This window comes from Glutamicibacter sp. NPDC055354 (assembly GCF_053644955.1).
In genome coordinates this window covers 75,806-96,212 of the sequence record NZ_JBSHMB010000003.1, presented here as the reverse complement: position 1 = coordinate 96,212, position 20,407 = coordinate 75,806, and the positions used below count along the sequence as shown (strand labels likewise).

Sequence of the window (20,407 nt, the reverse complement as noted above, 5' to 3'; positions counted from 1 at the left end):
GGCGGACTGCTGGACACGAGCAAAAAGGTTTTGGATACAGAAACTGGCACTGTCGCAAGACCGACAGTGCCAGTTTCTACGTCATCACTCGCACCTTCATGAGGTACTTAATACTCTAAGTTGGCATTCTGTGGATGCGGTAAGCATGCACTGCGCGTAGGCCATGGATCCCTGGAGGTGAACTAGATCTTCTCCGGGGCGGGCTTGGCCAGTGCCGGGATGCACAGGGCGATCAACCCCGCCAGCAAGGAGATTCCCGCACCGAGCCACAGGGTCATGTGGAACCCGGCTTCGGAGGGCAGCACCGTGCCGTGGAAGTCGGTGGTCATCTGGGCCAAAACCAGGCCAATCACTGCCGCACCCGAGGTGGTACCCAGCGAACGCATCAGGGTGTTGAAGCCGTTGGCGGCACCGGTTTCGCTGCGTGGCACTGCGCCCATGATGATGGCTGGCATTGCGCCGTAGGCCAGGGCCACGCCAGAGTTGATGACCAGGCTGGTGATCAGCAGGCCCCAGAGGCTGCCCATGCCAATCTGGCCTACCGCGTAGCCAGCGGACATGATGAAAATACCCAGCACCAGGGTGAACTTTGGGCCCTTGGCGCTGGTCAGTCGACCGCCCACAGGGGAGAGGAAGAGCATCATCAGGCCGGCTGGAGCCATCCAGAGGCCGGCGGCCAGTACGCCCTGCCCCAGTCCGTAGCCTGCCTCGGTAGGCATCTGCAGGATCTGCGGCATCACCAGCGAGCTGGAATACATGCCGAAGCCCACGAAGATCGAGGCGATATTGGTCAACAGCACCCGGGGTATTGCGGCGGTGCGCAGGTCCACCAGCGGTGCACTGGTGCGTAGTTCCCATACTCCCCACAGCAGGAAGACGATGACCGCGCCGATCAGCAGGCTTAGTACCAGCGGGGAAGCCCAGCCCCAGGTGGAGCCCTTGGAAACGCCGAGCATCAGGGCGATCAAGCCGATGGCCAGGCCGATGGCACCAAGCCAATCGAAGCGGGTTTTCGCGCCGATGGTTGGAATTGCCGGAATGAACTTCAAGATCAGTGCGGCCACCACAACGGTAATCGCCGAACCGAAGAAGAACAGCACGCGCCAGGAAGAGAACTCGATCAGCGCTGCGGAGAGCGGCAGGCCGATCGCACCGCCCACACCAAGGGTGGCTGAAACCGTGGCGATGGCTGCCGGCAGATGCGCCTTATCCACGAGGTCGCGCAACATTGCGATACCCAGAGGGATCATGCCTGAACCAAAGCCTTGCAAGGCCCGGCCGATGATCATGACGGTGACATTTGGTGCCAGGGCACAAATGATTCCACCGAGGATCAGCGGGATGGCCAGGATCAGGATCATTCGGCGTTTGCCGAACATATCACCGAGACGACCGGAAATCGGCATCACTACGGCAGCTGCCAGCAGGGTCGCGGTGATGATCCATGCGGTGTTATCCGGTGAGGTGCTGAAGATTCCAGGCAGCTGGGGGATCAGTGGGGCAACCATCGTCTGGGTGAGCGATGAGGCGATGCCTGCCGTGGCGAGGATGCCGACGGCGAGTCCGGATTTCGGATGTCCGGTGGGGGTGGGGTTGGGCACAAGAGCCTTCCGGGATAAATGTGTAAGCTACATACTGTATGTATTTTACACATTGGAGAAGTTCGGAATGAAGCGCCATCTGGAACAGATCGAATACGAGCAGCTCATGCTCAGCCGCTACACCATCGCGCAGCAGCGCCAGTTCGGTGGTGTCGACCGCAGCGTGTACCTGCTGATGAGTCGCATTCAGGCCCAGGGTCCGCTGAGTATCGCGGAACTAAGCCACGGGCTGAGGCTGGACAACTCCACCCTGCAACGCCAGGTAACCCATGGAATCGACGATGGCTACCTAGAACGCATCGCAGATCCCGATGGCCATATTGCGCGTAAGATCACGCTGACCGACCTGGGGTTGGCGAAGCTGGAGCATGCCCGCGAAGTAACCCTCCATGCCCTGGATCGAATCCTGAATGAGTGGGAGGCTGAGGACGTTGAGCAGTTCGCCGGCTACCTGCAGCGCTTCAACGCTTCCATCGAGGAGTACCGCGACTCCCAGCGGGACTAATCACGAACTTGGTTAAAGAAAGATTCCCGTCGGGCAATATCCGACGGGAATCCTTACGATCATCACTCGCACCTTCAAGAGGTGTTTTAAACTCTAATGCCGCTTTCTGTGCCATTCCTTTGGCAGAGCTAGCTATTAGCGATGCACTTGAAAAGCATCTGCGAGCCAGACAAATGCACATAAGCAGGCCCCGAACTTCGCTCGAACTACAGTCAAAAGACCATAGGTGCAGGTCTCAAGAGTGCCTAGGCTGATGGGTATGACTTCAACCCAGCATTCGATGCCCTGCAAGGTGGCCATTGTGCCCGACTCCTTCAAGGGAAGTGCCCGCGCCAGCGGGGTAGCTGCGGCCTTGGCACGAGGCTTCAGCAAGGGTGCGGCTAGCCGGTCGCGGGCGGTCGAGATTACCGCGGTGCCCTTCGCCGACGGCGGCGAGGGAACCCTTGAAGCGTTGATCGACACCTGGGGGACCGAGGCGATCGCACTGGAGACCACCGACGCCTTGGGGCGCCCGGTCACCTCCCGGCTGGGGCTTTCGGCCGACGGGAAAATCGCGGTGGTGGAAGCGGCCGAAGCAGCCGGGTTGCCGCAGGTGAGCGACGTGCAACGGCAACCACTGGATGCCACTACCTATGGGTTGGGCATACTGGTATCTCACGCGCTGGACCTAGGGGTCGCCCGGATCATCCTGTGCCTAGGTGGTTCAGCAACCACCGATGGCGGAACGGGTTTGCTCAGCGCACTGGGCGCAAAATTCTTGGACGCCAACGGGGAGCAGCTTCCCGCAGGGGGCGGGGCACTGAACCAGCTGTCGCGGATCGACGTTTCGCAGCTGGATGCCCGGGCCGGGCAGGTTAACTGGCAAATCGCCTGCGATGTCACCAACCCGCTACTGGGCGCCAAGGGTGCGGCTGCGATCTTCGGTCCGCAAAAGGGCGCCAGTGAAAATGATGTCCAGATTCTGGATCAGGGGTTGGCGCAACTGGCCGATGTTTTGGAAGCCAATACCGGCCGGGCACTGCGTGAGCAGCCGGGCATGGGGGCTGCCGGCGGGATTGCGGTGAGCCTAGGGTCCTACTTCGAGGTGGAGCTGGTGCCGGGCTGGGATTTGGTGGCCAAGGTACTTGGTGCCCATGAAATTCTGGCCGACGCTGACCTGGTGATCACCGGTGAAGGCCGGCTGGATGCGCAATCCTTGGACGGCAAGGTAGTTTCCGGTGTGTTGCAGGCTGCCGGTGAACAGGCCGAGGTGATCGTGGTGGCCGGTTCGGTGCAGCTGTCCGATGAGCAGCTGGAGGCCTCGGGAATCCTGGCCGCGTACTCGATTGCGCCAGGTCCGGCCACGCTGGCAGAACTTTCAGCAGACACCATGGAGCTAGCCGAGCGCACAGCTTTCAGCGTGGCCCGAACCTTCCTGCGCTAGGCGCTAGAAAATATCCAGCTTGAGCAGGCCGGCATCCAGAATAATCTTGGCCGAAGCCTCATAGTGGGTTCGCAAGCGCGCAGCCAAGGTTGGTGCATCCCGATCAAGTGCCGCCTGCAGCAGGGCCTCATGCTCGGCCTCAACATTTCGGTGCGTGGCACCCTGCGAAGCGGCCGCCCAACGCCGGTAGAGCAAGGTGGAATTGGCCAGGTTGGACGACAACTCAAGGATCGGCGGGCAGGCGCATGGAGCCAGCAGCAGCTGATGGAAATCGCGGTGCGCCTTACCCCATTCAGGGGTAAACTGCTCCGGGTTATCTAGTTGCCGCCGCGGAGCCTTGGACAGCCTGTAATGCGTGGCAATCAGCGCGGACTCCCACTCCAGATCCCCGCGGGCGATGGCTAGGTTGACCGCCAACTCCTCGGTGACACAGCGCAGCTCAGTCTGATCCTGCAACTGCTGCAGGTTCAGCTCCGGTACGAAAAATCCGCGGTTGGGGATCGCCGCCACCAAACCCTCACCGGAAAGCCGGGTGAGAGATTCGCGGATAACGGTGGTGCTGGTGGAAAAACGCTGGGCCAGATGCGGGGGAGTCAGGCGCTCGCCGGGCATCCACGCGCCATCGAGGATGGCTTCGCGGATGCCGGACAGGGCAGCTTCTGCTGGCCTAGCCACGAGTTCCTTGCTTGGCGGCACCGAAGGTGCGCAGCACGGTGGCCTTGGCGCTGAGCGCCTCCAGAAGTTGGTCGACCTCGCGTGCTGGTGCAATGCCTGCTACATAGTAGTCTGGACGCACCAGCAGTACGGTACCGGTGGCGGTATCGAAGACCCGGTTGATGTCCTTGGCCCTCACGCTATCGCCGTCCTGATTGGTGAAGACCAGCTGGGATCCGGCAGCCACCTCAATGGTGTTCCAGCCGGCCGACAGCAGCTCGTCGAGCATCACAGTGGCGCCATTGACCTCAAGGTTTGGCTGCGGAAGCATGCGACCGGCAAAGTTCTGGGCCAGGTGCGGAACCCCGGAAACCGGTGCGGCGACGGTGCCGGTGGTGTAGTGAGGCTGCTTGAGGAAGCGCATGCCGGTTAGCCAGCGGTTCAGCGGTGGGATGATGCGGGTGCTGGTGACCACGGCATCGCGCACGCGGGTGATCACCGGGTTGGTGTTCATCACTACCCAGCCGATGCGCTTGGAAAGCTTGACCATTTCCTCGGCATGCGGGCGACGCTCGGTTTCGTAGTCATCGATGAGCACTTCGCTTGCTTCACCCTTGATGACCGCGGCCAGGCGCCAAGCAGCACCCACGGCATCGCGGATGCCGGCGTTCAGCCCCTGCCCGGCGAAGGGCGGCATCAGGTGCGCGGCGTCGCCGGCCAACAGGATGCGTCCCTTGCGGTAGGTGTCGGCGATGCGCTGGTGTGCGGTGTAGACCGCGGCGCGGCGTACGGAGACTACGTTGGTGTCCTGGAATGGTGCGACCAGGGCGGTGATGGATTCGGGGGTGATCATCGCGTCGCCATCTTCGTGATCGAAGAGCATGAATTCATAACGGCGGCGGCCACCGACCCCGGGGACCACTACGGCCGGGCGCTGCCCGTTGCAGTGGAAGGACGCGAAAGGTTCGGGGTTGCCGGGCACATCCAGCAGATCCACCACGATCCAGCGTTCGGTTTGGGTGGAACCCTGCAGCCCGATGCCCAGTTCGCGGCGGGTGAAGGAGCGACCGCCGTCGCAGGCAAGTACCCATTTGGCTTTAAACTCGAGGGCGGTTTCTTCGCCTTCTGCTACTGCGTAGGGGTTCTGCCCGGTGTCTGCTGCCTTGGAGCCGTTGAATCCGGTGGTGGCTTCGCCGGTGCGGGTGGCGTGCACGATCACGTGGTCGGCATGCTGTTCGATCCTGGTGGCCGCGGTGGCGTAGTGCAGATCCAGGTTCTGGCGCAAGGTGGCGGCCTCGTAGAGCAGGCCTTCCATGATTGGCTGGTCGAACTGGCTCTTGCCGGGCTGGCCTAGGCGGGGTGTGCCGGGGCGAACGTCGGCAATGACCTTGCCGCCCAGGCCGAAGTAGCGGGCACCGGTGTCCATGAGCATCTGCGGTCCCAGCTCATCCATGATTCCCAGGTGCGCCATGACGCGCAGGGTTTCATCGGTGGCGCTGATGGCACGTGGCTCATCGCCACTGCCCGGGTTCTTTTCGATCAATGCAACCTGCAGGCCGGTATCTGCCAGCAGGTTGGCGGCGGTCAGGCCGGTGGGACCCGAGCCGATGACCAGGACGTCGATTTCATGAGACTGTGCCACTGCCCGCTACTTCCTTTGTGCTTCGTGTATTAACAGTGCGCGGCTGCGCGTCAGGCGGTGGCGCCGGCGGTCGCCTGTGCGCCGGCCAGCAGCGAAGCCTCATCGGCGACGGTGTTGCGCAGGATGCCCAGGCCGGTGATCTCGACCTCGACGACGTCGCCGTGGTTGATCAGGCCCTCTGGACCGTAGAACAGGCCCACTCCGCCCGGGGTGCCGGTGACGATCACGTCGCCCGGGTTCAGCTGGGTGAAGCCGGTGACGTAGTTGATCAGGGTCGGGATGTCGAAGACCAGGTTGGATACCGGGGCGTTCTGGCGCACTTCGCCGTTTACGCGGGTTTCCAGTACGGCGGTGGTGATGTCGCCCAGATCGGCTGCAGGAACCAGGTACGGTCCGAAGCCGCCGGTGCCCGGGAAGTTCTTGCCCGGGATCCACTGGCTGGCGGCCTTCTGCCAGTCGCGCACCGAGAAGTCGTTGTAGCAGGCGTAGCCGGCGATGTGGTCCCAGGCGTCTTCCTTCTCCACGTGGAAGGCTTCCTTGGAGATGACCAGGGCCATTTCGCCCTCGTAGTCGAACTTGGTGGTGGAAGTCGGCTTGACCGCAGGAGCCAGGTGGCCCATCTGCGAGTCGGCGAAGCGGGTGAAGACGGTCGGTGCGGTCTGCCCGGTCTTGCCCGACTCTTCCTGGTGGGCCAGGTAGTTCACGCCGATGCAGATGATCTTGCCCGGGTTGGTCACCGAGGGCAGGAAGTCGATCTCGGCCTCGGCAATGGTTGGCGCGCCGGACAGGTCCAGCTGGGTGCCGAAGATGCCCTTTTCGATCGCGTCGCGGGTGTTGGCGGCCAGGTTCTTGCCGGTGGGGCCCAGGTCGTAGACGGTGCCGTCGATGGACACGCCCCAGGTTTCGGTGCCGTCAGCTGCCTTGAAGGATACGTACTGCATGGTGGTGCCTTTCGGGTGTTCTAGATGAAGGTTTTCAGTTCGGTGACAGTGGGAATGCCGAAGGTGCGGAAGTCCTCGGTGCGGCGGTTGGACCACATGTTCCACCAGTTCTCGTCTTCGCCCCAGACAATGGGATCGCGCTCATCGTCGTAGATCTGCTCCAAATCGGTGTAGAGCTCCACGACCGCGCCGGAGGTTTCCACGTAGTAGGCGGCGATATTGTGGCCGGCGCCGTGGCGGACCGGGCCCCAGATCAGTTCGCGGCCGGCCGCGCCCAGACGGTCGCCGAGCTTGGCGAGGTCGCCGATCGACTGGACCTGCCAGGCATGGTGGTGGAAGGTGCCCTGGCCCTTGATCAGCGCGATGCCGTGGTGATCCGGGTTGCAGCGCATGAAGTAGGCGAAGTCATCCCCGATGACATCCGAGAGGCGGAAGTCGAAGATCCGGCGCAAAAATTCCATCATGCCGCGCACGTCGCGCGGGTGGAAGTTGATGTGGCCGTAGCGGTCCGGGCCGAAGGAAAGCAGGCCGCGGTCGTTGTGCTGCATGCCGGTGTAGACCTCGAAGATCCAGCCTTCGGGGCCGATGAACGAGAAGCCGTCCTGCACGCCGGCGGAGACCGGGGTTTCGGAGACGATTCTGAAGTTCTCGTTGGCTACGCGCTTGCGGATCTCGCGCAGCGCGTCGCCGTTCTGCGCGATCAGGCCCAGGGAGTGGATGCCGTTGACTTCGGACTCGACGTAGGTCAGCTCGTGGTGCACTGAGTTCGCTGCGAGGTAGGCCTCGTTGCCGGTGCGCTCGGTGACGCGCAGGCCGAGCAGCTGCGTGGCGTCGAAGATGGATCCTTCGATGTCATTGGTCTGGATGGACACGTGGCCCATTTCCCTGATTAATCCCCAAGCCATGGTGGATCCCTTCTGTTGCCGATAAAAATATTGTGATCTTAATAATTAGATTATTTGCATTAAGTTAGATTGTCTAGTGCTTTCGGAAAAGACTCGCGCGCCTGCCCGAGCAGACCTGCTGGTCCGCAAGAATAGGCGCGCAAAGACTAGGCCAAAACCGGTCCCCTGGTGCTGAACGGACGCTGAATTTCTCGCTTGATCAGGCCTGTTTCATCCAGTGCTGTCAGCGATTGAGCACCCGTCTGGTGCACCGCAAGAGCGTTATTATCGCTGGTAGCTGCGGTTCCCAGGCGGATAAATGACCCTAGGGCATCACCCAGAACCTTCGCCGTTTGCTCGAAGAGCTCATCGGCCACGCCATCGAGCATCGGGGCATCCTGCCAGCGCTCACGGTTGCCAAAGAGGAACGGCAGCTCTAAGCAGTGGGCCGAACCAGCGTGAGGCAACGGGGAGCGAACTTCGAAGCCCAGGAGCTGCACCTGGATGCCGGCAGCGGCTGCCGCATCGGCCAATTCCACGGCATAGAGTTGAATCTGGTGCAGGCTCATCGCCCTAACCATGAGTGACTTGGCCGTTGCTTGCGGTTCTGCGGCAATCAGTGCGTCGAAGACTTCTTGCGGTTCATTGAAGTTCCCTGCAATAAACCCGCGCACACTATCTAGGGTGAATGCCTGCTCGGGGGCCATGCCAATGAAGGCACTTGCCTCATCGGCGGTGTAGGACAGCAATAGCTGCTTCACATGCAGGCGTTCGACTGCCCGCGCGGTATCAAAAAGATCCGCCGGAACGGACTCATCGGCACTCGGGTAGAGGCCCAAGCCGCGCCCGGCCCAAGCCTGGGCCAGTGCTGTGCCGGTAGCCAATAGCTGCTCGGTGCTTGCCTCGGCCAAGGCGGTGCCATTAAGCGCTTGGGCCATCACCGCATTGCGTTCCTGCGCCTGGGTTTCACCCATCGGCGGCTGGAAGGACAGCGAACCAACGTAGAGCCTGTTGAACAGTCCGCGGGCTGCCTCAAGCTGGGCCAATGCGAAGGCCCAGAAGGCACCTGCGGACTGGCCTGCCATGGTGACTTCCTGCGGGTTGCCACCGAGTTCAGCAATATTGCGCTGTACCCATTCGAGCGCCAAGAGCAGTTCTTCGGGCGGCGTATTCCCGCCGCCCACCTGCTGGTTGTGGGCCAGCAATCCGATGCGGTAGTTGACCACGGCAACCACGCAGTTCTGCTTCTCGGCAAAGTTCTGCGCGTCGTACCAGCGCACGGTGCCGGCGCCGGAAACGAATCCGCCGCCGGGAAGGAAAACCATCACCGGAAGCCCTTCGGCACCAGCGGGTGCGAACACCGCAACCTGGAAAGCGTCCTCGGACTGGGGCAGTTCCTGCAGTGCAGGACCTAGCAACCAATCCAGGGAACCTGGGGTCTGCGGGAAAATTGCCGGCTGCGCTTGATGAAGCTCGAGCACAGCTGAGAGCTTCTCGAAGCGCCCGGCGCTGCGCTGCGCGTAGCTGTAAACCCCCATGCCTAGCGGATTTCCGTGTACTGCGACTGGTCGACCGCGCGGGTGATGTTCCAGTACTCGACGATCGGGTAAGGCCAGATCTGCGAGACGCGGCCGAACTTGTTCTTGTACCAGGTGTGCACCTCGGGGTGGCCCCAGGCCTTCTGCGCGTTGGCGGCATCGAGATCCGCCACGAACGCATCGAGCACCTCCTGCTTCAGGTCCAGTGCCTTGATGTCCTTGTCGAGCACGATGTTCAGTGCGTCCAGGATGTAGGTCAGGCCGTACTCGATCATCGAGAACAGCGAGCCGTTGACCACATGCCCGGTATTCGGTCCGGAAACGATGAACAGGTTCGGGAAGCCGGGCACTGTGGCCCCGGCATAGGCGGTGGCGTTGCCGCCCCAGTATTCGTGGATGTCCTTGCCCTCGCGGCCGGTGATGCGCAGCGGCTCGAGGAACTCGGAGGCCTGGAAGCCGGTGGCGTAGATGATGACGTCCAGCTCGTGCAGGGTGCCGTCGCCATCGATGATCCCGGCCTCGGTCATTTCGCTCATGCCCGAGGTGACCAGGGTGGTCTGCGGCTTCTTCAGGCTCTTGGCCCACACGCCGTTATCGCGCAGCATGCGCTTGCCGCCCACGATGTAGTCCGGTATGACCTTGGCCAGCAGGTCCGGGCGATCGGCGTACTGCTCCTTGAGCATCTCGGTCAGCTGCTGGCGCACGCGCTCGTTGACCGCGGACACTGAACCTTCCTTGGTCCAGTTAGGATCCGCGGCGGTGGTGTGCTGGCGGCCCTCGACGCCCAGCCAGTGCTGCCAGAAGCGCAGCCACTGGCCGTACTGTGGCAGGTGCTCGACCAGCCAGGTCACCGATTCGGGCATGTCCTCGTAGTAGAACGGGGTAGGCAGCATCCAAGGGGAGGAGCGCTGGAAGATCTTGAGCTCTTCGACCTCGTCCACGATGGCTGGGACGATCTGGTAGGCGCTGGCGCCGGTGCCGATGACGGCAACCTTCTTGCCCTTCAAATCGATGCCCGGCTTCCATTCGGCCGAGTGCACGTGGATGCCGGCGAACGTGTCGTGGCCCGGGGTATCGGGGAACTTCGGGCGGTCCAGCTGGCCGACGGCGGTCAGGACGGCATTGAAGCGGCGTTCCTGGACTTCGCCGCCGTCCACGATCATGGACAGTACCCAGCGTCCGTCTTCTTCATCCCAGGTGGCCGAAAGCACCTCGGTGCCCATCTGGATGTTCTGCGTGATGCCGCCGCGTTCTGCGACGTCGCGGGTGTACTTGTGGATCTCGGGGCCTTCGGAGAACTGCTGGGGCCAGTCATCGCGCTGCGCGAAGGAAAATGAATAGGCGTAGTTGGGGGTATCGAGGCGCACGCCCGGGTAGGTGTTCTTCCACCAGGTACCGCCGACTTCGTGGCCCTTCTCGAAGACGGTGTAGTCCAGGCCGGCCTGCTTCAGCCGGTAAGCGGCGGCCATGCCGGCCACGCCCGAGCCGATGACGGCCACGGTGAAGTCGCGGGTGGGAGCAACCTGTTCCTTGGTGAAGGCCGGTGCGCCGCTCACTTCGGGAACCAATGCCATGTCGTGCTTGAGCATCTGGTGGTAATCGGTGGTGGCCTGGTTGGTGATCCAGTCCAGGATCGTGGTGGCCTGCTCGTCGTCTAGGGTCTCCACCGAGGTGATTTTTTCATCGCGGATCTGGCGCAGTGCTTGGAAGGCCAATTCGCGGGCTGCTTCCTGAGCTGCGGCGTCCATGCCGCCGTGCGGCTGGCCCACGGTGTCTACCGGCGGCTGCGGCGGACGCAGGTCATCACGAAGGATCGAGTAATCGCCGGTTGCCGCGGCCAGGGCCACCATCAGTGGCGGCAGGTCGGTGCTTGCAACGATCTTGCGCAGCTGCTCGTCGCTTTCGGTGATAGCCGAGTAGTTTGCACGCCAGTACAGGTCATCTACCTGTTTGGTGGCGGCGGTCTCGATCAGTGATTCGCTCATTGGTTACTCCTAGCAAGTCTCTTCGGGCCGTGCGCGACAGGGTCTGGCAGGCGCGTGATGTAACCAGTGTCACCTCTTGGTTATGCATAAGTCAACTAAAAATGTATTCTTTGCCGACTTTGGTATGATTTGTGTCATGGCGAAACGCACCGATTCAGAAACGATGTCAAAGCACATCCGCGACATCCTGCGCACCGATATCCTGGATGGGCGCTGGGAACCAGGTGCCCGGCTGCAGCTCACGCATCTTTCTGAGCATTACGAAACCTCCAGTACGGTCATTCGCGAAGCGTTGACCCGGCTGGTGGGGGACAAGCTCGTCACCCTTCGACCCAACAAGGGCTTCTTTGTCCCGGAACTGTCGTTGGCCGACTTGAGTGACATCGTGGAAATGCGCTGCGTCAACGAGCAGCTGGCAATTTCGCTGGGCTTCGAACGTGCGCCATTGGAGTGGGAGAGCGAGCTGATGGCAGCGCACCACACCCTGGAGCGCACGCCGCGCCGTTCGGACGAAGACCCGGATAACCACACCCCGGCATGGAATCACGCGCATCAGAACTTCCATGACAAGCTCGTTGAGGCCTGTGGTGTTCCGTTGCTGACCGAGGTGACTCGAACCTTGTCTGACCTGATCCAGCTCTATGGACGCTGGGCCGGACCGGCCACCCGTGACGCCAAGCGGGACCTGGACAAGGAGCATCGCGATATCCTCAACGCCGCCCTGGACCGCAATGCGGAACTGGCTGGCCAACTATTGCGTGCGCACTATGAAACCACGCTCAGTGCGGTGAAAAACGGTGGCGAGGTAGGCCTAGCCTGCTTGCCGCACGTGAAGCTGCTCAAGTAGCCAGAACCTTCGTGGGCATTCCCACGCCCAGACCCTGACCCGGATTGCTGCAGCGGGAACATCCCCGGCTGGTTCCGGAGCCGACGCAAGCGCAGTTTCCATCATGACGCTGCACGCATCCGGCCTCTATCCCGACAGTGTTTTGGCAACGCGGATTGCCGGCAAGCCTGTTTTGCGGCGCTATCAAGGGAAGAGCTGGGTCGCCGCTTTTCGCAGCGACCTAGCTTAAGAAGCCAGAATGGGAGTTCAGTAGCGTGAATGCTTTCGTTCAAGGAACTGATTGCGCTAGGAATCAATAGCCTGGAGTGCCTGGCCCTCGCCGGTGTACACCGATGAATACGGGCCCAAGGGCATACGCATGAATAACGTGCTTCCCGGCTTCACCAAGGAGGACCCGAGCACGGTTCCTGAAGCATGGGTCCAGAAGATTCCATTGCGCCGTGCTGCCAGCACCACCGAGATTGCCAAGGCCGCGCGCTTCTTGGCCAGCGACGAGTCAAGCTACATGACCGGACAGAACGTTCGCGTTGACGGTGGTTTTGCGCGCGGTCTCTAGCAGCGGCGTGGGTCCGGATGGTGGCGGGAACGAAACTAGTGCCAGCAGGAGATTATTTCTTTTTGCCCGATGCCAGAGCCCGCTTTTTCAGTTGGCGGCGTTCGCGTGCTTCTTCGATGAATAGCTCGCATACAAGGAGAACTGCGCCAGCGCCGACCATGATGAAAAATACTCGGATGCCTTCTGCCGGTGAATCAAAGATGCTGCTCAGAAGTCCTGACATCAGAGCTGTTGGCACTGCGATCAGAATCAGAACCACGATAGCGATGAGGATCGCAAAGGCACGCTTGGACAGGGACTGGAAGAAGTCTTTCACTTAACTGCTCCTCTGGCGCTCATGCGGGATTCGTCGGTTTGCATATGCTCAATGCCAGTGCGATCACGATTGCGCGTTGTGCCCGATCTTCTCCACTTTATATCAATGGTTCATTAAATCAACGCATGTAAAAATGGAGTGTGCTGCACTTTCCTAGCATCTTCCGAGCTGGCGGGGGCGTATGCCCAATTCTCTGTCGACGCTAATTCCGGGGAGGAGCCATATGAAAATCCCCCCACTGCCTATTGCGGCGAGGGGATCATGCGTGGCTCAAGGCACGGGCTTTGGGGCTAGACGCTGGAGCGCTGATCGCGGAAGCGCGCAGGCCAGACGCCCTGCTTGCCAGGGGCCAGGATCCCCGCCGGATCCAGTGCATCCTTGATCTTCTCCTGCAGGCGGCGGGCTGCGTTGTCGTTGAAGTCGAAGCCGTCGGCAATGCGGTCCATGTAGTCCACGTGGCTGCGGTACGGTGCGTAGCCGCGGGCGCGGGCCGCATCGAGCAGCTCGGAGTACAGGGCGCGCGCACGGGCGAGCATCTCCTGGTTGCCGCGCTCGAAGAAGATCATTGTCACGTGAACCATATGCCGGGGGTACAGGTGGTACCCGATGTACAGGTCGAAGCCGTGCTTCGCGTAGAGCTTCTTGGCTTCCTGGTAGAACTCGGCCACGAGTTCGCCGCGGGCCGGGATGATCGGCGCCGCGTCGATGTGTCCGCCGTTTTCAGCTGCCCAGCTCACGGTGGACAGCGGCTTCAAGGTCGGGACGCCGGCCATCTGGGTGCGGTCCTGGGCGGCGATGTCCTCATGCTGCAGGGCCAAGCCCTCTTCTCCCGAGTAGAACCGGGCGTCAACGCGGGCACCGGGGATCAAGCTGATCCTGTCCTTGACGATTTGCAGGCGGCGTTCGCACAGTTCGCGGTCGCCGTAGAAGGCGAACTTGCAGTTCCACTGGCCAATGCCGAATTCCTGGCGCATTTCTTCCAGGCGCCAGTCGGGGATGGAACCTTCGCCATCCCAGAAGTCGGCGCGCGATCCGCGCATGGTTGCCGCGCGCACCACATTGCCGCAGAGGGCATTGTTCTGGATGATTTCCTCGCGGCGCAAGGTGGTGAGGATGTCGATCAGCTGCGGCAGGTGCGCCTCGTCGTCGACGAAAATATCGCCATTGACGTAGGTGTGCGGTGCCGGCATCAGCCATAGTCCGACCTGGGTAACCACGCCGTAGTTGGACTGGGTGAACAGGCCGTCCAAGGTCGGGCCGAAGCCGCCCTGGAAGATCGGGCCCAGCTCGGTGCCGTCCATCGCGCCCATGCCGGTGCGGACCAGATCGCCGTCGGGCATGACCACTTCCATGCCGCACAAGGACTTCACGTGGTCGCCCAGCGGGGTCATGCCGTAGCCGCGGTCGAGCATGTTGCCCATGACCGAGCCCCAGCCCAAGGCCGGAACCGACATCCAGACCTTCAGGCCGCGTTCCTTGATGTATTCGAAGAGATCGAAGAAGGTGACGCCGGGCTCCACCACGGCGTAGCACAGCCGGTCATCGACCGCGATGATGCGGTTCATGCGGCTCAAATCCAGCGCCACCATCCCGGTATCGCGTGGTTCGGGGCCGCCATAGCCCAGGTTCTTGCCGCAGGAGAAGGTCCACAACGGTACCTCGTGCTCGGTGGCCAGCTTGACGATGGCCTGCACTTCCTCGGTGCTGGCCGGGCGGATGCCGGGCCAAGGGGTACGGCCCGGGTTCAGCGGGTAGGGATCCAAGTAGCCCTCGGAATCTCCCAAGGAAACAACGTTTTCTGCGCCAACGATTTCCTTGGCTGCCTCAAGAAATTCTTCACGACGATCCATGATTCACCCTTCCACTGGCCATCGGCGAACGCCGCGGCCCCACTGTCTTAATCTAAAAAAGTTGCTTTGTTTCGTGCCGTCATCAATATGCTTGATGACATGAATCTTGTGTCCCACCCGCAACTGACCTTGCGCCAGCTTTGGCACTTCGTTGTCGCGGCCGAGGCTGGAACCATGGCCGAAGCTGCCCGCCGGCTGCATCTGGCGCCTTCGGCAATTTCCATGTCCATCGCGGAACTCGAACGCATCGTCGGTGCCGAGCTGGCGATCAAGCGCCGGGCCAAGGGGCTGACGTTGACCGCGACCGGCAAGACCGTGCTGCTCCAGGCCCGGGAACTGCTGGAGCGGGCCCATGATCTGGAAACCATGGGCCAGGGAACCCGCGAAGAGCTTGCCGGCCCGTTAACCGTTGGCTGCTTCATGCCCCTGGGCCCGATCATCATTCCGCCCATGCTCAGTGCCTTTGCCCAGCAATGCCCGAAGGTGGAGGTCGATTTCCTGGAGGGGTTCCACCAGGAAATGCAGCATGCGCTGCTCGATGGTTCCATCGATGTCGCCTTCCTCTACGGATCGGAGATCTCACCAGCCTTGCGTTCGGCCACCGTGGCGATGGCCGAGGCCCAGATACTGCTGCCTTCCGGGCATCCGCTGGCCGCCAGCCCGTCGGTGTCATTGCGTGAAATCGCGAACGAGCCGTTGGTCCTCTTCGAATCCGAGCCGATCACCCAGCGCATCCTCGGCCTGTACCAGAGCAGCGGGCTGGAACCGATGATCCGGCACCGCTCGCGTTCCTATGCGACCGTGCGCTCGCTGGTCAGTACCGGCCGCGGGGTGGCTGTGCTGTTCCAGCAGCCGGCCCTGGAAGCACCCTACGAAGAGCTGAACGTGGTGCTCAAGCCGCTGAAACTCGATGACGAAAATATCGCCGTGGTTCCGGTTTCGGTGGCTTGGCCCCGCAGTTCGCGGCTGAACTCCCGTGCCCAAGCCTGGGTGGAAGTCGCCGCGGAACTCTTCGAGAATGCGGGCCGGCGCAGCTAGCGGCTAGACGCGCGTGCGGATCGAGGACGGGTAGGACAATCCGAAGTTATCCCGCAGGGTGGTGCCCTCGTATTCGGTGCGGAAGTAGCCGCGATTCTGCAATTCAGGGATCAGCTTGTCGCAGATGAGCTTGAATCCGCCTGGGTTGAACGGGGCGTTCAGGTTGAAGCCGTCGCAGGCCTTGGAATCGAACCAGTCGATCATGCGGTCTGCCACTGCCGCGGCGGTGCCGGCCATCCACTGGTGTCCGGTGGAGCGGGCCAGGTCAACGATCAGCTCGCGCAGGGTCATGCCCTGGTCCACCGACTTGCGGCGGTAGATCTGGTAGCGCGAACCCAGGGCCGGGTCATCGGAGAACCATTCGGCAGGGATCTTCTCGTTGAAGTCCAGCGAGGACAGGTCCATCTTCAGATCGGCACCCACCTGCACGCGGCCGTTTTCCAGGTGGATGTGGTTGGCCAGTTCCTCGGCCAGCTCATCTGCTTCGGCCTGGGTGTCGCCGAGGATCGGCAGGATGCCCGGGATGATCTTGATGTCGTTGGGGTTGCGGCCCTTGGCAGCCGCCATCGCCTTGAACTTGGCGTAAAACTCCACCGATGGTTCCTTCAGCGGCTGCGCGGTGTAGATGCCATCGGCCACCGAGGAGCCCAGTTCCATGCCTGGTCCCGAGGAGCCTGCCTGCACCAGCACCGGGCGGCCTTGCGGGCTGCGCGGCATGTTGATCGGGCCCTGCACCTTGAAGAATTCGCCCTCATGGTTGATCGGGTGGATCTTGTCGGTGTCCACGTACCATGCCGATTCCTTGTCGTTGGTGACGGCGTCGTCTTCCCACGAATCCCACAACTGGTTGGCTACCTCGACGAACTCGGTGGCGCGGCGGTAGCGGGTGGCTGGATCCGGCGCGCAGTCCATGCCGAAGTTCTGGAAACCATCGGAGCTGGTCACGATGTTCCACCCGGCGCGGCCACCTGACATGTGGTCCAGTCCGGCCATCTGGCGGGCCAGGTTGTATGGCTCCGAGAAGGAAGTGGAAACGGTTCCGATCAGGCCAATGTTCTTGGTGCGTGCTGCCAGTGCGGAAAGTACCGAGATCGGCTCGTAGAAGCCGTTCATCTTGATATCGCCGCGCATCACGGTGTTGGCATGGACGATGTCGCCGAAGAAGATGGCGTCCAGCTTGGCGTCTTCAGCCATCTTGGTCAGGTCGTAGACGAATTCCAGGTTGGCCAGCTCCTCGGAGCGCGAGCCGTCCATGCGCCACGAGTCCTTGTGGTAGCCAGCGGGGAGCATGAAGGTCGTGAGCACCATGTGCTGGGGGTTCTTGGGAGTCATTGAGACTCATCCTTTCCTGCGGATGTGACGGGAAGCACTGAGTCCATGGTTTCAAGAGTCTCTAAAGTCGTAAATGGAGAACTTTTGCGCCATAGCGTTCAGAAAAATTGATGTTTGGTGTTAAAAGCTGGTCCGCGTATCAACTGATACGCGGACCGGTGCCGGGGTTCAGGCGTTCAGCTTTGCGTTGGACGGCGCTGACGCGGCTGCCTTGGGAGGCAGGGCGGCGCCCTCCGGGCTGATGCGGATGGCGACCAGCCCGACGATCAGGATTGCCACCCAGAAGATGCCTACGGCGGTGATGCCGAAGCTGACGGCCAGCGCGGTGCAGATCATCGGGGTGAAGCCGGCCCCAAGGGTCGAGGAGCCCTGGTAGGCCAGCGAGGCGCCGGTGTAGCGGACATCAGCTGGGAACAGCTCGGAGATGTAGGCGCCGATCGGTCCGGCCAGGATGCCCTGGATGACGCCGTTGCCGACGATGACTGCAACTGCGAAGCCCCAGCCGGTGCCGTTGCTCATCAGGAAGACTGCCGGGAAGGCCCAGAGGATGCCGGCGGTGCCGCCGATGGTCAGGATCATCTTCCGGCCGTACTTGTCCGAGAGCTTGGCGGCCAGCAGGCAGACCACGATGGTGACCATGGCCGCGTAGCCCTTGGTGTTCAGCACAAAGGAGCGGTCCACGCCCTGGGCCGCGGCTTCGGAAACGCCCCACGAAGTCAGCACGCCCTGGCAGGTGTAGAAGCCAAGGGAAGCGATCAGGGTGATGATGACGGTGCGCGAATGGTTCTTCAGCACCAGCGAGATAGGAGTCTTGCGCTCCTGCTTGCGCTCGGCGGCCTTGGCATCCAGCTCCTGGAAGACCGGAGTTTCTGCGACCTTCAGGCGGATCACCATGCCGATGATGATCAGGACTGCCGAGAAGATGAACGGAATGCGCCAGCCCCATTCCAGGAACGCTTCACCGGTGGAGAAGGAGATGAAGGAAACCAGGAAGGTGGCCAGCAGGCCACCGGCCGGTGCGCCGGCGTTGGCGAAGGATGCTGCGAAACCGCGCTTGGAAGCGGGTGCATGTTCCAAGGCCATCAGGGTGGCGCCGCCCCATTCGCCGCCAACTGCGACTCCCTGGACCACGCGGAGCAAGACCAGGATGACCGGGGCAGCTGCGCCAATGGTTGCGGTAGTCGGCAATAGGCCAATGGCAACGGTGGCTACGCCCATCATCATCATGGAAAGCACCAGCATCTTCTTGCGGCCAAGGCGGTCGCCGAAGTGGCCGAAGACGATGCCGCCCAGCGGGCGGGCAATGTACCCGACGGCCAAGGTGCCGAAGGAGGCGAAGAGTGCCAAGCCCGGGCTCAGGTTGCCGAAGAAGACCTTGTCGAAAATCAGCGACGCCGCAGTGGCGTACAAGATGAAGTCGTAGTACTCGATGACGCTGCCCAAGAAGCTGGATCCGAGAATGCGGCGCAAATCCTTGGTGTTGAGGGAGTCGCTTGGCTCCATTGCCGGCACTGGCTGGTTCTGTTGCGAGTCGGACACGTCGAGAACCTTTCCTGATCGCTGATGTGACTTAAGCCATAGTGGCCCATTTCACTAACCTTGTCCACTTTTTACGCATTTTAAGACAGATAATATTTTCTTGGGCCTTTGAAAACCGTGTAATCCTGCGGGTTTGAAAAAATTCTTCGGTCCAGAGCTTGATCTAGGTCACACAAGTTATATAAACTGATGCACAGAATATATTTTTGAACCCGCTCAGCGGGACGCCCGATAAGGAGCAGCGAAGATGAGTGCACGCACTGGAGAGCAGTACCTGGCAGGGCTCAAGGATTCCCGCGAGGTCTGGCTGGGCGATCAGCGCATTGACGTCACCGAGCACCCGGCATTTGCCGGCTCGATCAACGGCATGGCCGCCTACTTCGACTACCAGCACAAGTACGCCGATGACTGCCTGATGAACGACGAACAGACCGGCGAACAGCACAACGTCTCCCTGCTGCGTCCCAAGAACGCAGAAGACATCGCCCGCCGCCACCGCGCGTTCGACCGCCTGGCCCGCTACTCCAATGGCATGCTCGGCCGCACCCCCGACTACGTCAACGTGGTGCTCGCCGGCCACGCCTCGCGCCCGGACATCTTCGCCAAATCCGGCGACCCGGTCTACTACGAGCGCCTGGAGAACTACTGGCGCCATGTGCAGGAAAACGACCTGGCGCTGACCCACACCATCGTGCACGCGGCCATCGACAAGTCGGTTGGCGAACTGCAGGGCATCAATGAAGAGCTGACCTTGCGCGTGGTGGACCGCACCGCTGAAGGCCTGATCGTGCGCGGCGCGAAGATGCTCGCCACCCTGGGCCCGATCGCCGACGAGCTCTATGTCTACCCGGCGGTGCCCATCCAGAAGGGCTACGAGGAATACGCGCTGTCCTTCGCGATCCCGGTCGCCACCAGCGGCGTGGTCTCGGTCTGCCGCGACCACTACGGCGTGGACCAGCCGGTAGTGGACAAGCCGTTCTCCTCGCGCTTCGACGAGCAGGATGCGGTCATCATCTTCGACGACGTGCTGGTCCCTTGGGATCGCGTGTTCATCGACGGCCAGCTCGATGTCTACAATTCCCTGAACGCCGGCACCGCCACCGGCAACACCCAGCAGCAGACCGCCATCCGCGCGTCGGTGAAGTTGGAATTCGCCTACGACCTGTGCGTGCAGATGGCCAAGGTCACCGCCACCGACAACAAGCCGGACACCGCATCGATGCTCGGCGAGATCTACTCCTACCTGCGCATCGCCCGCGCCGTGATCCACTCGGCCGAGGTCAACGCGTCGGAATGGGGCGGCGGGGCGTTCTTCTGCCACGACGACATCTCCGCGCTGCGCACCATGATGCCCATCTGGATGGCCCGCGTGAACGACATCATCAAGTCCATGGGCAGCCACAACCTGCTGGCCACCCCGACCGCGGCCTCCTTCGAGGACCCGCGCCTGGGCCCACTGCTCAAGAAGTACCTGCCGGGAGCCAACGGCATCGCGCCAGAGGAACGCGCCAAGATCTTCCGCACCGCTTGGGACTTCGCCGGATCCGCCCTGGGCAGCCGCATCGAACTGTACGAGCGCTTCTACCTGGGGTCGGTCAGCCGTGCCCGCGGGCTGGATCACCGCAAGGCGCAGATGAAGGGCGAGACCGGTGCCTTCGAGGCGATGTTCGCCGAGGTGGGCATCAGCCCGGTCATCGCCGAGCAGGCCGCACTGGACCTGGACGCCGCGGCAACGCGCGCCTAGGGAAGCAGGAAA

The 20,407-nt window shown here is 62.0% G+C and carries 17 protein-coding genes; 6 read left to right on the top strand and 11 right to left on the bottom strand.

Features of this window, described 5'->3' with window-relative positions:
* Nucleotides 1-182: 182 nt before the first annotated feature.
* Nucleotides 183-1,601 carry an MFS transporter gene (locus ACWICV_RS13745; protein WP_286134076.1) on the bottom strand — a complete coding sequence of 473 codons (1,419 nt, stop codon included), beginning with the start codon at nucleotides 1,599-1,601 and terminating at the stop codon, nucleotides 183-185.
* Between the two features lie 67 nt (nucleotides 1,602-1,668).
* Here ACWICV_RS13745 and ACWICV_RS13740 point away from each other — a divergent pair, with 67 nt between their 5' ends.
* Both ACWICV_RS13740 and ACWICV_RS13735 read left to right on the top strand, forming a co-directional pair.
* Nucleotides 1,669-2,106 (top strand): MarR family winged helix-turn-helix transcriptional regulator, encoded by a 438-nt coding sequence (locus ACWICV_RS13740; RefSeq protein ID WP_105656474.1) that lies wholly within the window; start codon nucleotides 1,669-1,671, stop codon nucleotides 2,104-2,106.
* A gap of 259 nt (nucleotides 2,107-2,365) precedes the next feature.
* On the top strand, nucleotides 2,366-3,529 hold the full coding sequence (locus tag ACWICV_RS13735) for a glycerate kinase (RefSeq protein WP_454091223.1): 1,164 nt from the start codon (nucleotides 2,366-2,368) through the stop codon (nucleotides 3,527-3,529).
* 3 nt (nucleotides 3,530-3,532) lie between these two features.
* Here ACWICV_RS13735 and ACWICV_RS13730 read toward each other — a convergent pair whose 3' ends face one another.
* From ACWICV_RS13730 to ACWICV_RS13705, 6 genes are all read right to left on the bottom strand, one after another.
* Entirely contained in the window at nucleotides 3,533-4,204 is a 672-nt protein-coding gene (locus ACWICV_RS13730) for a GntR family transcriptional regulator (protein WP_454091224.1), read from the bottom strand.
* On the bottom strand, nucleotides 4,197-5,825 hold the full coding sequence (locus tag ACWICV_RS13725) for an FAD-dependent monooxygenase (RefSeq protein ID WP_454091225.1): 1,629 nt from the start codon (nucleotides 5,823-5,825) through the stop codon (nucleotides 4,197-4,199). The genes ACWICV_RS13730 and ACWICV_RS13725 overlap by 8 nt, the downstream gene beginning before the upstream one ends.
* Nucleotides 5,826-5,875: 50 nt before the next feature.
* Nucleotides 5,876-6,766 (bottom strand): fumarylacetoacetate hydrolase family protein, encoded by an 891-nt coding sequence (locus ACWICV_RS13720; protein ID WP_402471821.1) that lies wholly within the window; start codon nucleotides 6,764-6,766, stop codon nucleotides 5,876-5,878.
* 20 nt (nucleotides 6,767-6,786) lie between these two features.
* On the bottom strand, nucleotides 6,787-7,671 hold the full coding sequence (locus ACWICV_RS13715; protein WP_105656469.1) for a VOC family protein: 885 nt from the start codon (nucleotides 7,669-7,671) through the stop codon (nucleotides 6,787-6,789).
* Between the two features lie 146 nt (nucleotides 7,672-7,817).
* Complete coding sequence (locus tag ACWICV_RS13710; protein ID WP_454091226.1) at nucleotides 7,818-9,188, bottom strand: carboxylesterase family protein; 1,371 nt, start codon at nucleotides 9,186-9,188, stop codon at nucleotides 7,818-7,820.
* Between the two features lie 2 nt (nucleotides 9,189-9,190).
* Nucleotides 9,191-11,173, bottom strand: a complete 1,983-nt coding sequence (locus tag ACWICV_RS13705; RefSeq protein WP_454091227.1) for a flavin-containing monooxygenase — start codon at nucleotides 11,171-11,173, stop codon at nucleotides 9,191-9,193.
* A 136-nt stretch (nucleotides 11,174-11,309) separates the two neighbouring features.
* On the opposite strand from ACWICV_RS13705, the gene ACWICV_RS13700 reads away from it, so the two are divergent.
* Together ACWICV_RS13700 and ACWICV_RS13695 are read left to right on the top strand one after the other, a co-directional pair.
* Complete coding sequence (locus ACWICV_RS13700) at nucleotides 11,310-12,020, top strand: GntR family transcriptional regulator (protein WP_454091228.1); 711 nt, start codon at nucleotides 11,310-11,312, stop codon at nucleotides 12,018-12,020.
* A 322-nt stretch (nucleotides 12,021-12,342) separates the two neighbouring features.
* Complete coding sequence (locus ACWICV_RS13695; RefSeq protein ID WP_454091229.1) at nucleotides 12,343-12,576, top strand: SDR family oxidoreductase; 234 nt, start codon at nucleotides 12,343-12,345, stop codon at nucleotides 12,574-12,576.
* Nucleotides 12,577-12,628: 52 nt separating this feature from the next.
* On the opposite strand, the gene ACWICV_RS13690 is transcribed toward ACWICV_RS13695, so the two are convergent.
* Together ACWICV_RS13690 and ACWICV_RS13685 are read right to left on the bottom strand one after the other, a co-directional pair.
* Nucleotides 12,629-12,892, bottom strand: a complete 264-nt coding sequence (locus ACWICV_RS13690; RefSeq protein ID WP_402471780.1) for a hypothetical protein — start codon at nucleotides 12,890-12,892, stop codon at nucleotides 12,629-12,631.
* Nucleotides 12,893-13,182: 290 nt separating this feature from the next.
* Nucleotides 13,183-14,742 carry an FAD-binding oxidoreductase gene (locus ACWICV_RS13685; protein WP_454091230.1) on the bottom strand — a complete coding sequence of 520 codons (1,560 nt, stop codon included), beginning with the start codon at nucleotides 14,740-14,742 and terminating at the stop codon, nucleotides 13,183-13,185.
* Nucleotides 14,743-14,841: 99 nt separating this feature from the next.
* Between ACWICV_RS13685 and ACWICV_RS13680 the strand changes: the two genes are divergently transcribed.
* Nucleotides 14,842-15,780 (top strand): LysR substrate-binding domain-containing protein, encoded by a 939-nt coding sequence (locus tag ACWICV_RS13680; protein ID WP_454091231.1) that lies wholly within the window; start codon nucleotides 14,842-14,844, stop codon nucleotides 15,778-15,780.
* Nucleotides 15,781-15,783: 3 nt separating this feature from the next.
* On the opposite strand, the gene ACWICV_RS13675 is transcribed toward ACWICV_RS13680, so the two are convergent.
* Both ACWICV_RS13675 and ACWICV_RS13670 read right to left on the bottom strand, forming a co-directional pair.
* The gene (locus ACWICV_RS13675) at nucleotides 15,784-17,112 is read right to left on the bottom strand and encodes an NtaA/DmoA family FMN-dependent monooxygenase (RefSeq protein ID WP_454091232.1); all 1,329 of its coding nucleotides are present in this window, start codon (nucleotides 17,110-17,112) and stop codon (nucleotides 15,784-15,786) included.
* A gap of 168 nt (nucleotides 17,113-17,280) precedes the next feature.
* Nucleotides 17,281-18,651: an MFS transporter gene (locus ACWICV_RS13670; protein WP_454091233.1), complete on the bottom strand. Its 1,371-nt coding sequence runs from the start codon at nucleotides 18,649-18,651 to the stop codon at nucleotides 17,281-17,283.
* 247 nt (nucleotides 18,652-18,898) lie between these two features.
* Here ACWICV_RS13670 and ACWICV_RS13665 point away from each other — a divergent pair, with 247 nt between their 5' ends.
* Entirely contained in the window at nucleotides 18,899-20,395 is a 1,497-nt protein-coding gene (locus ACWICV_RS13665) for a 4-hydroxyphenylacetate 3-hydroxylase family protein (RefSeq protein ID WP_133833894.1), read from the top strand.
* The last annotated feature ends 12 nt before the right edge of the window (nucleotides 20,396-20,407 follow it).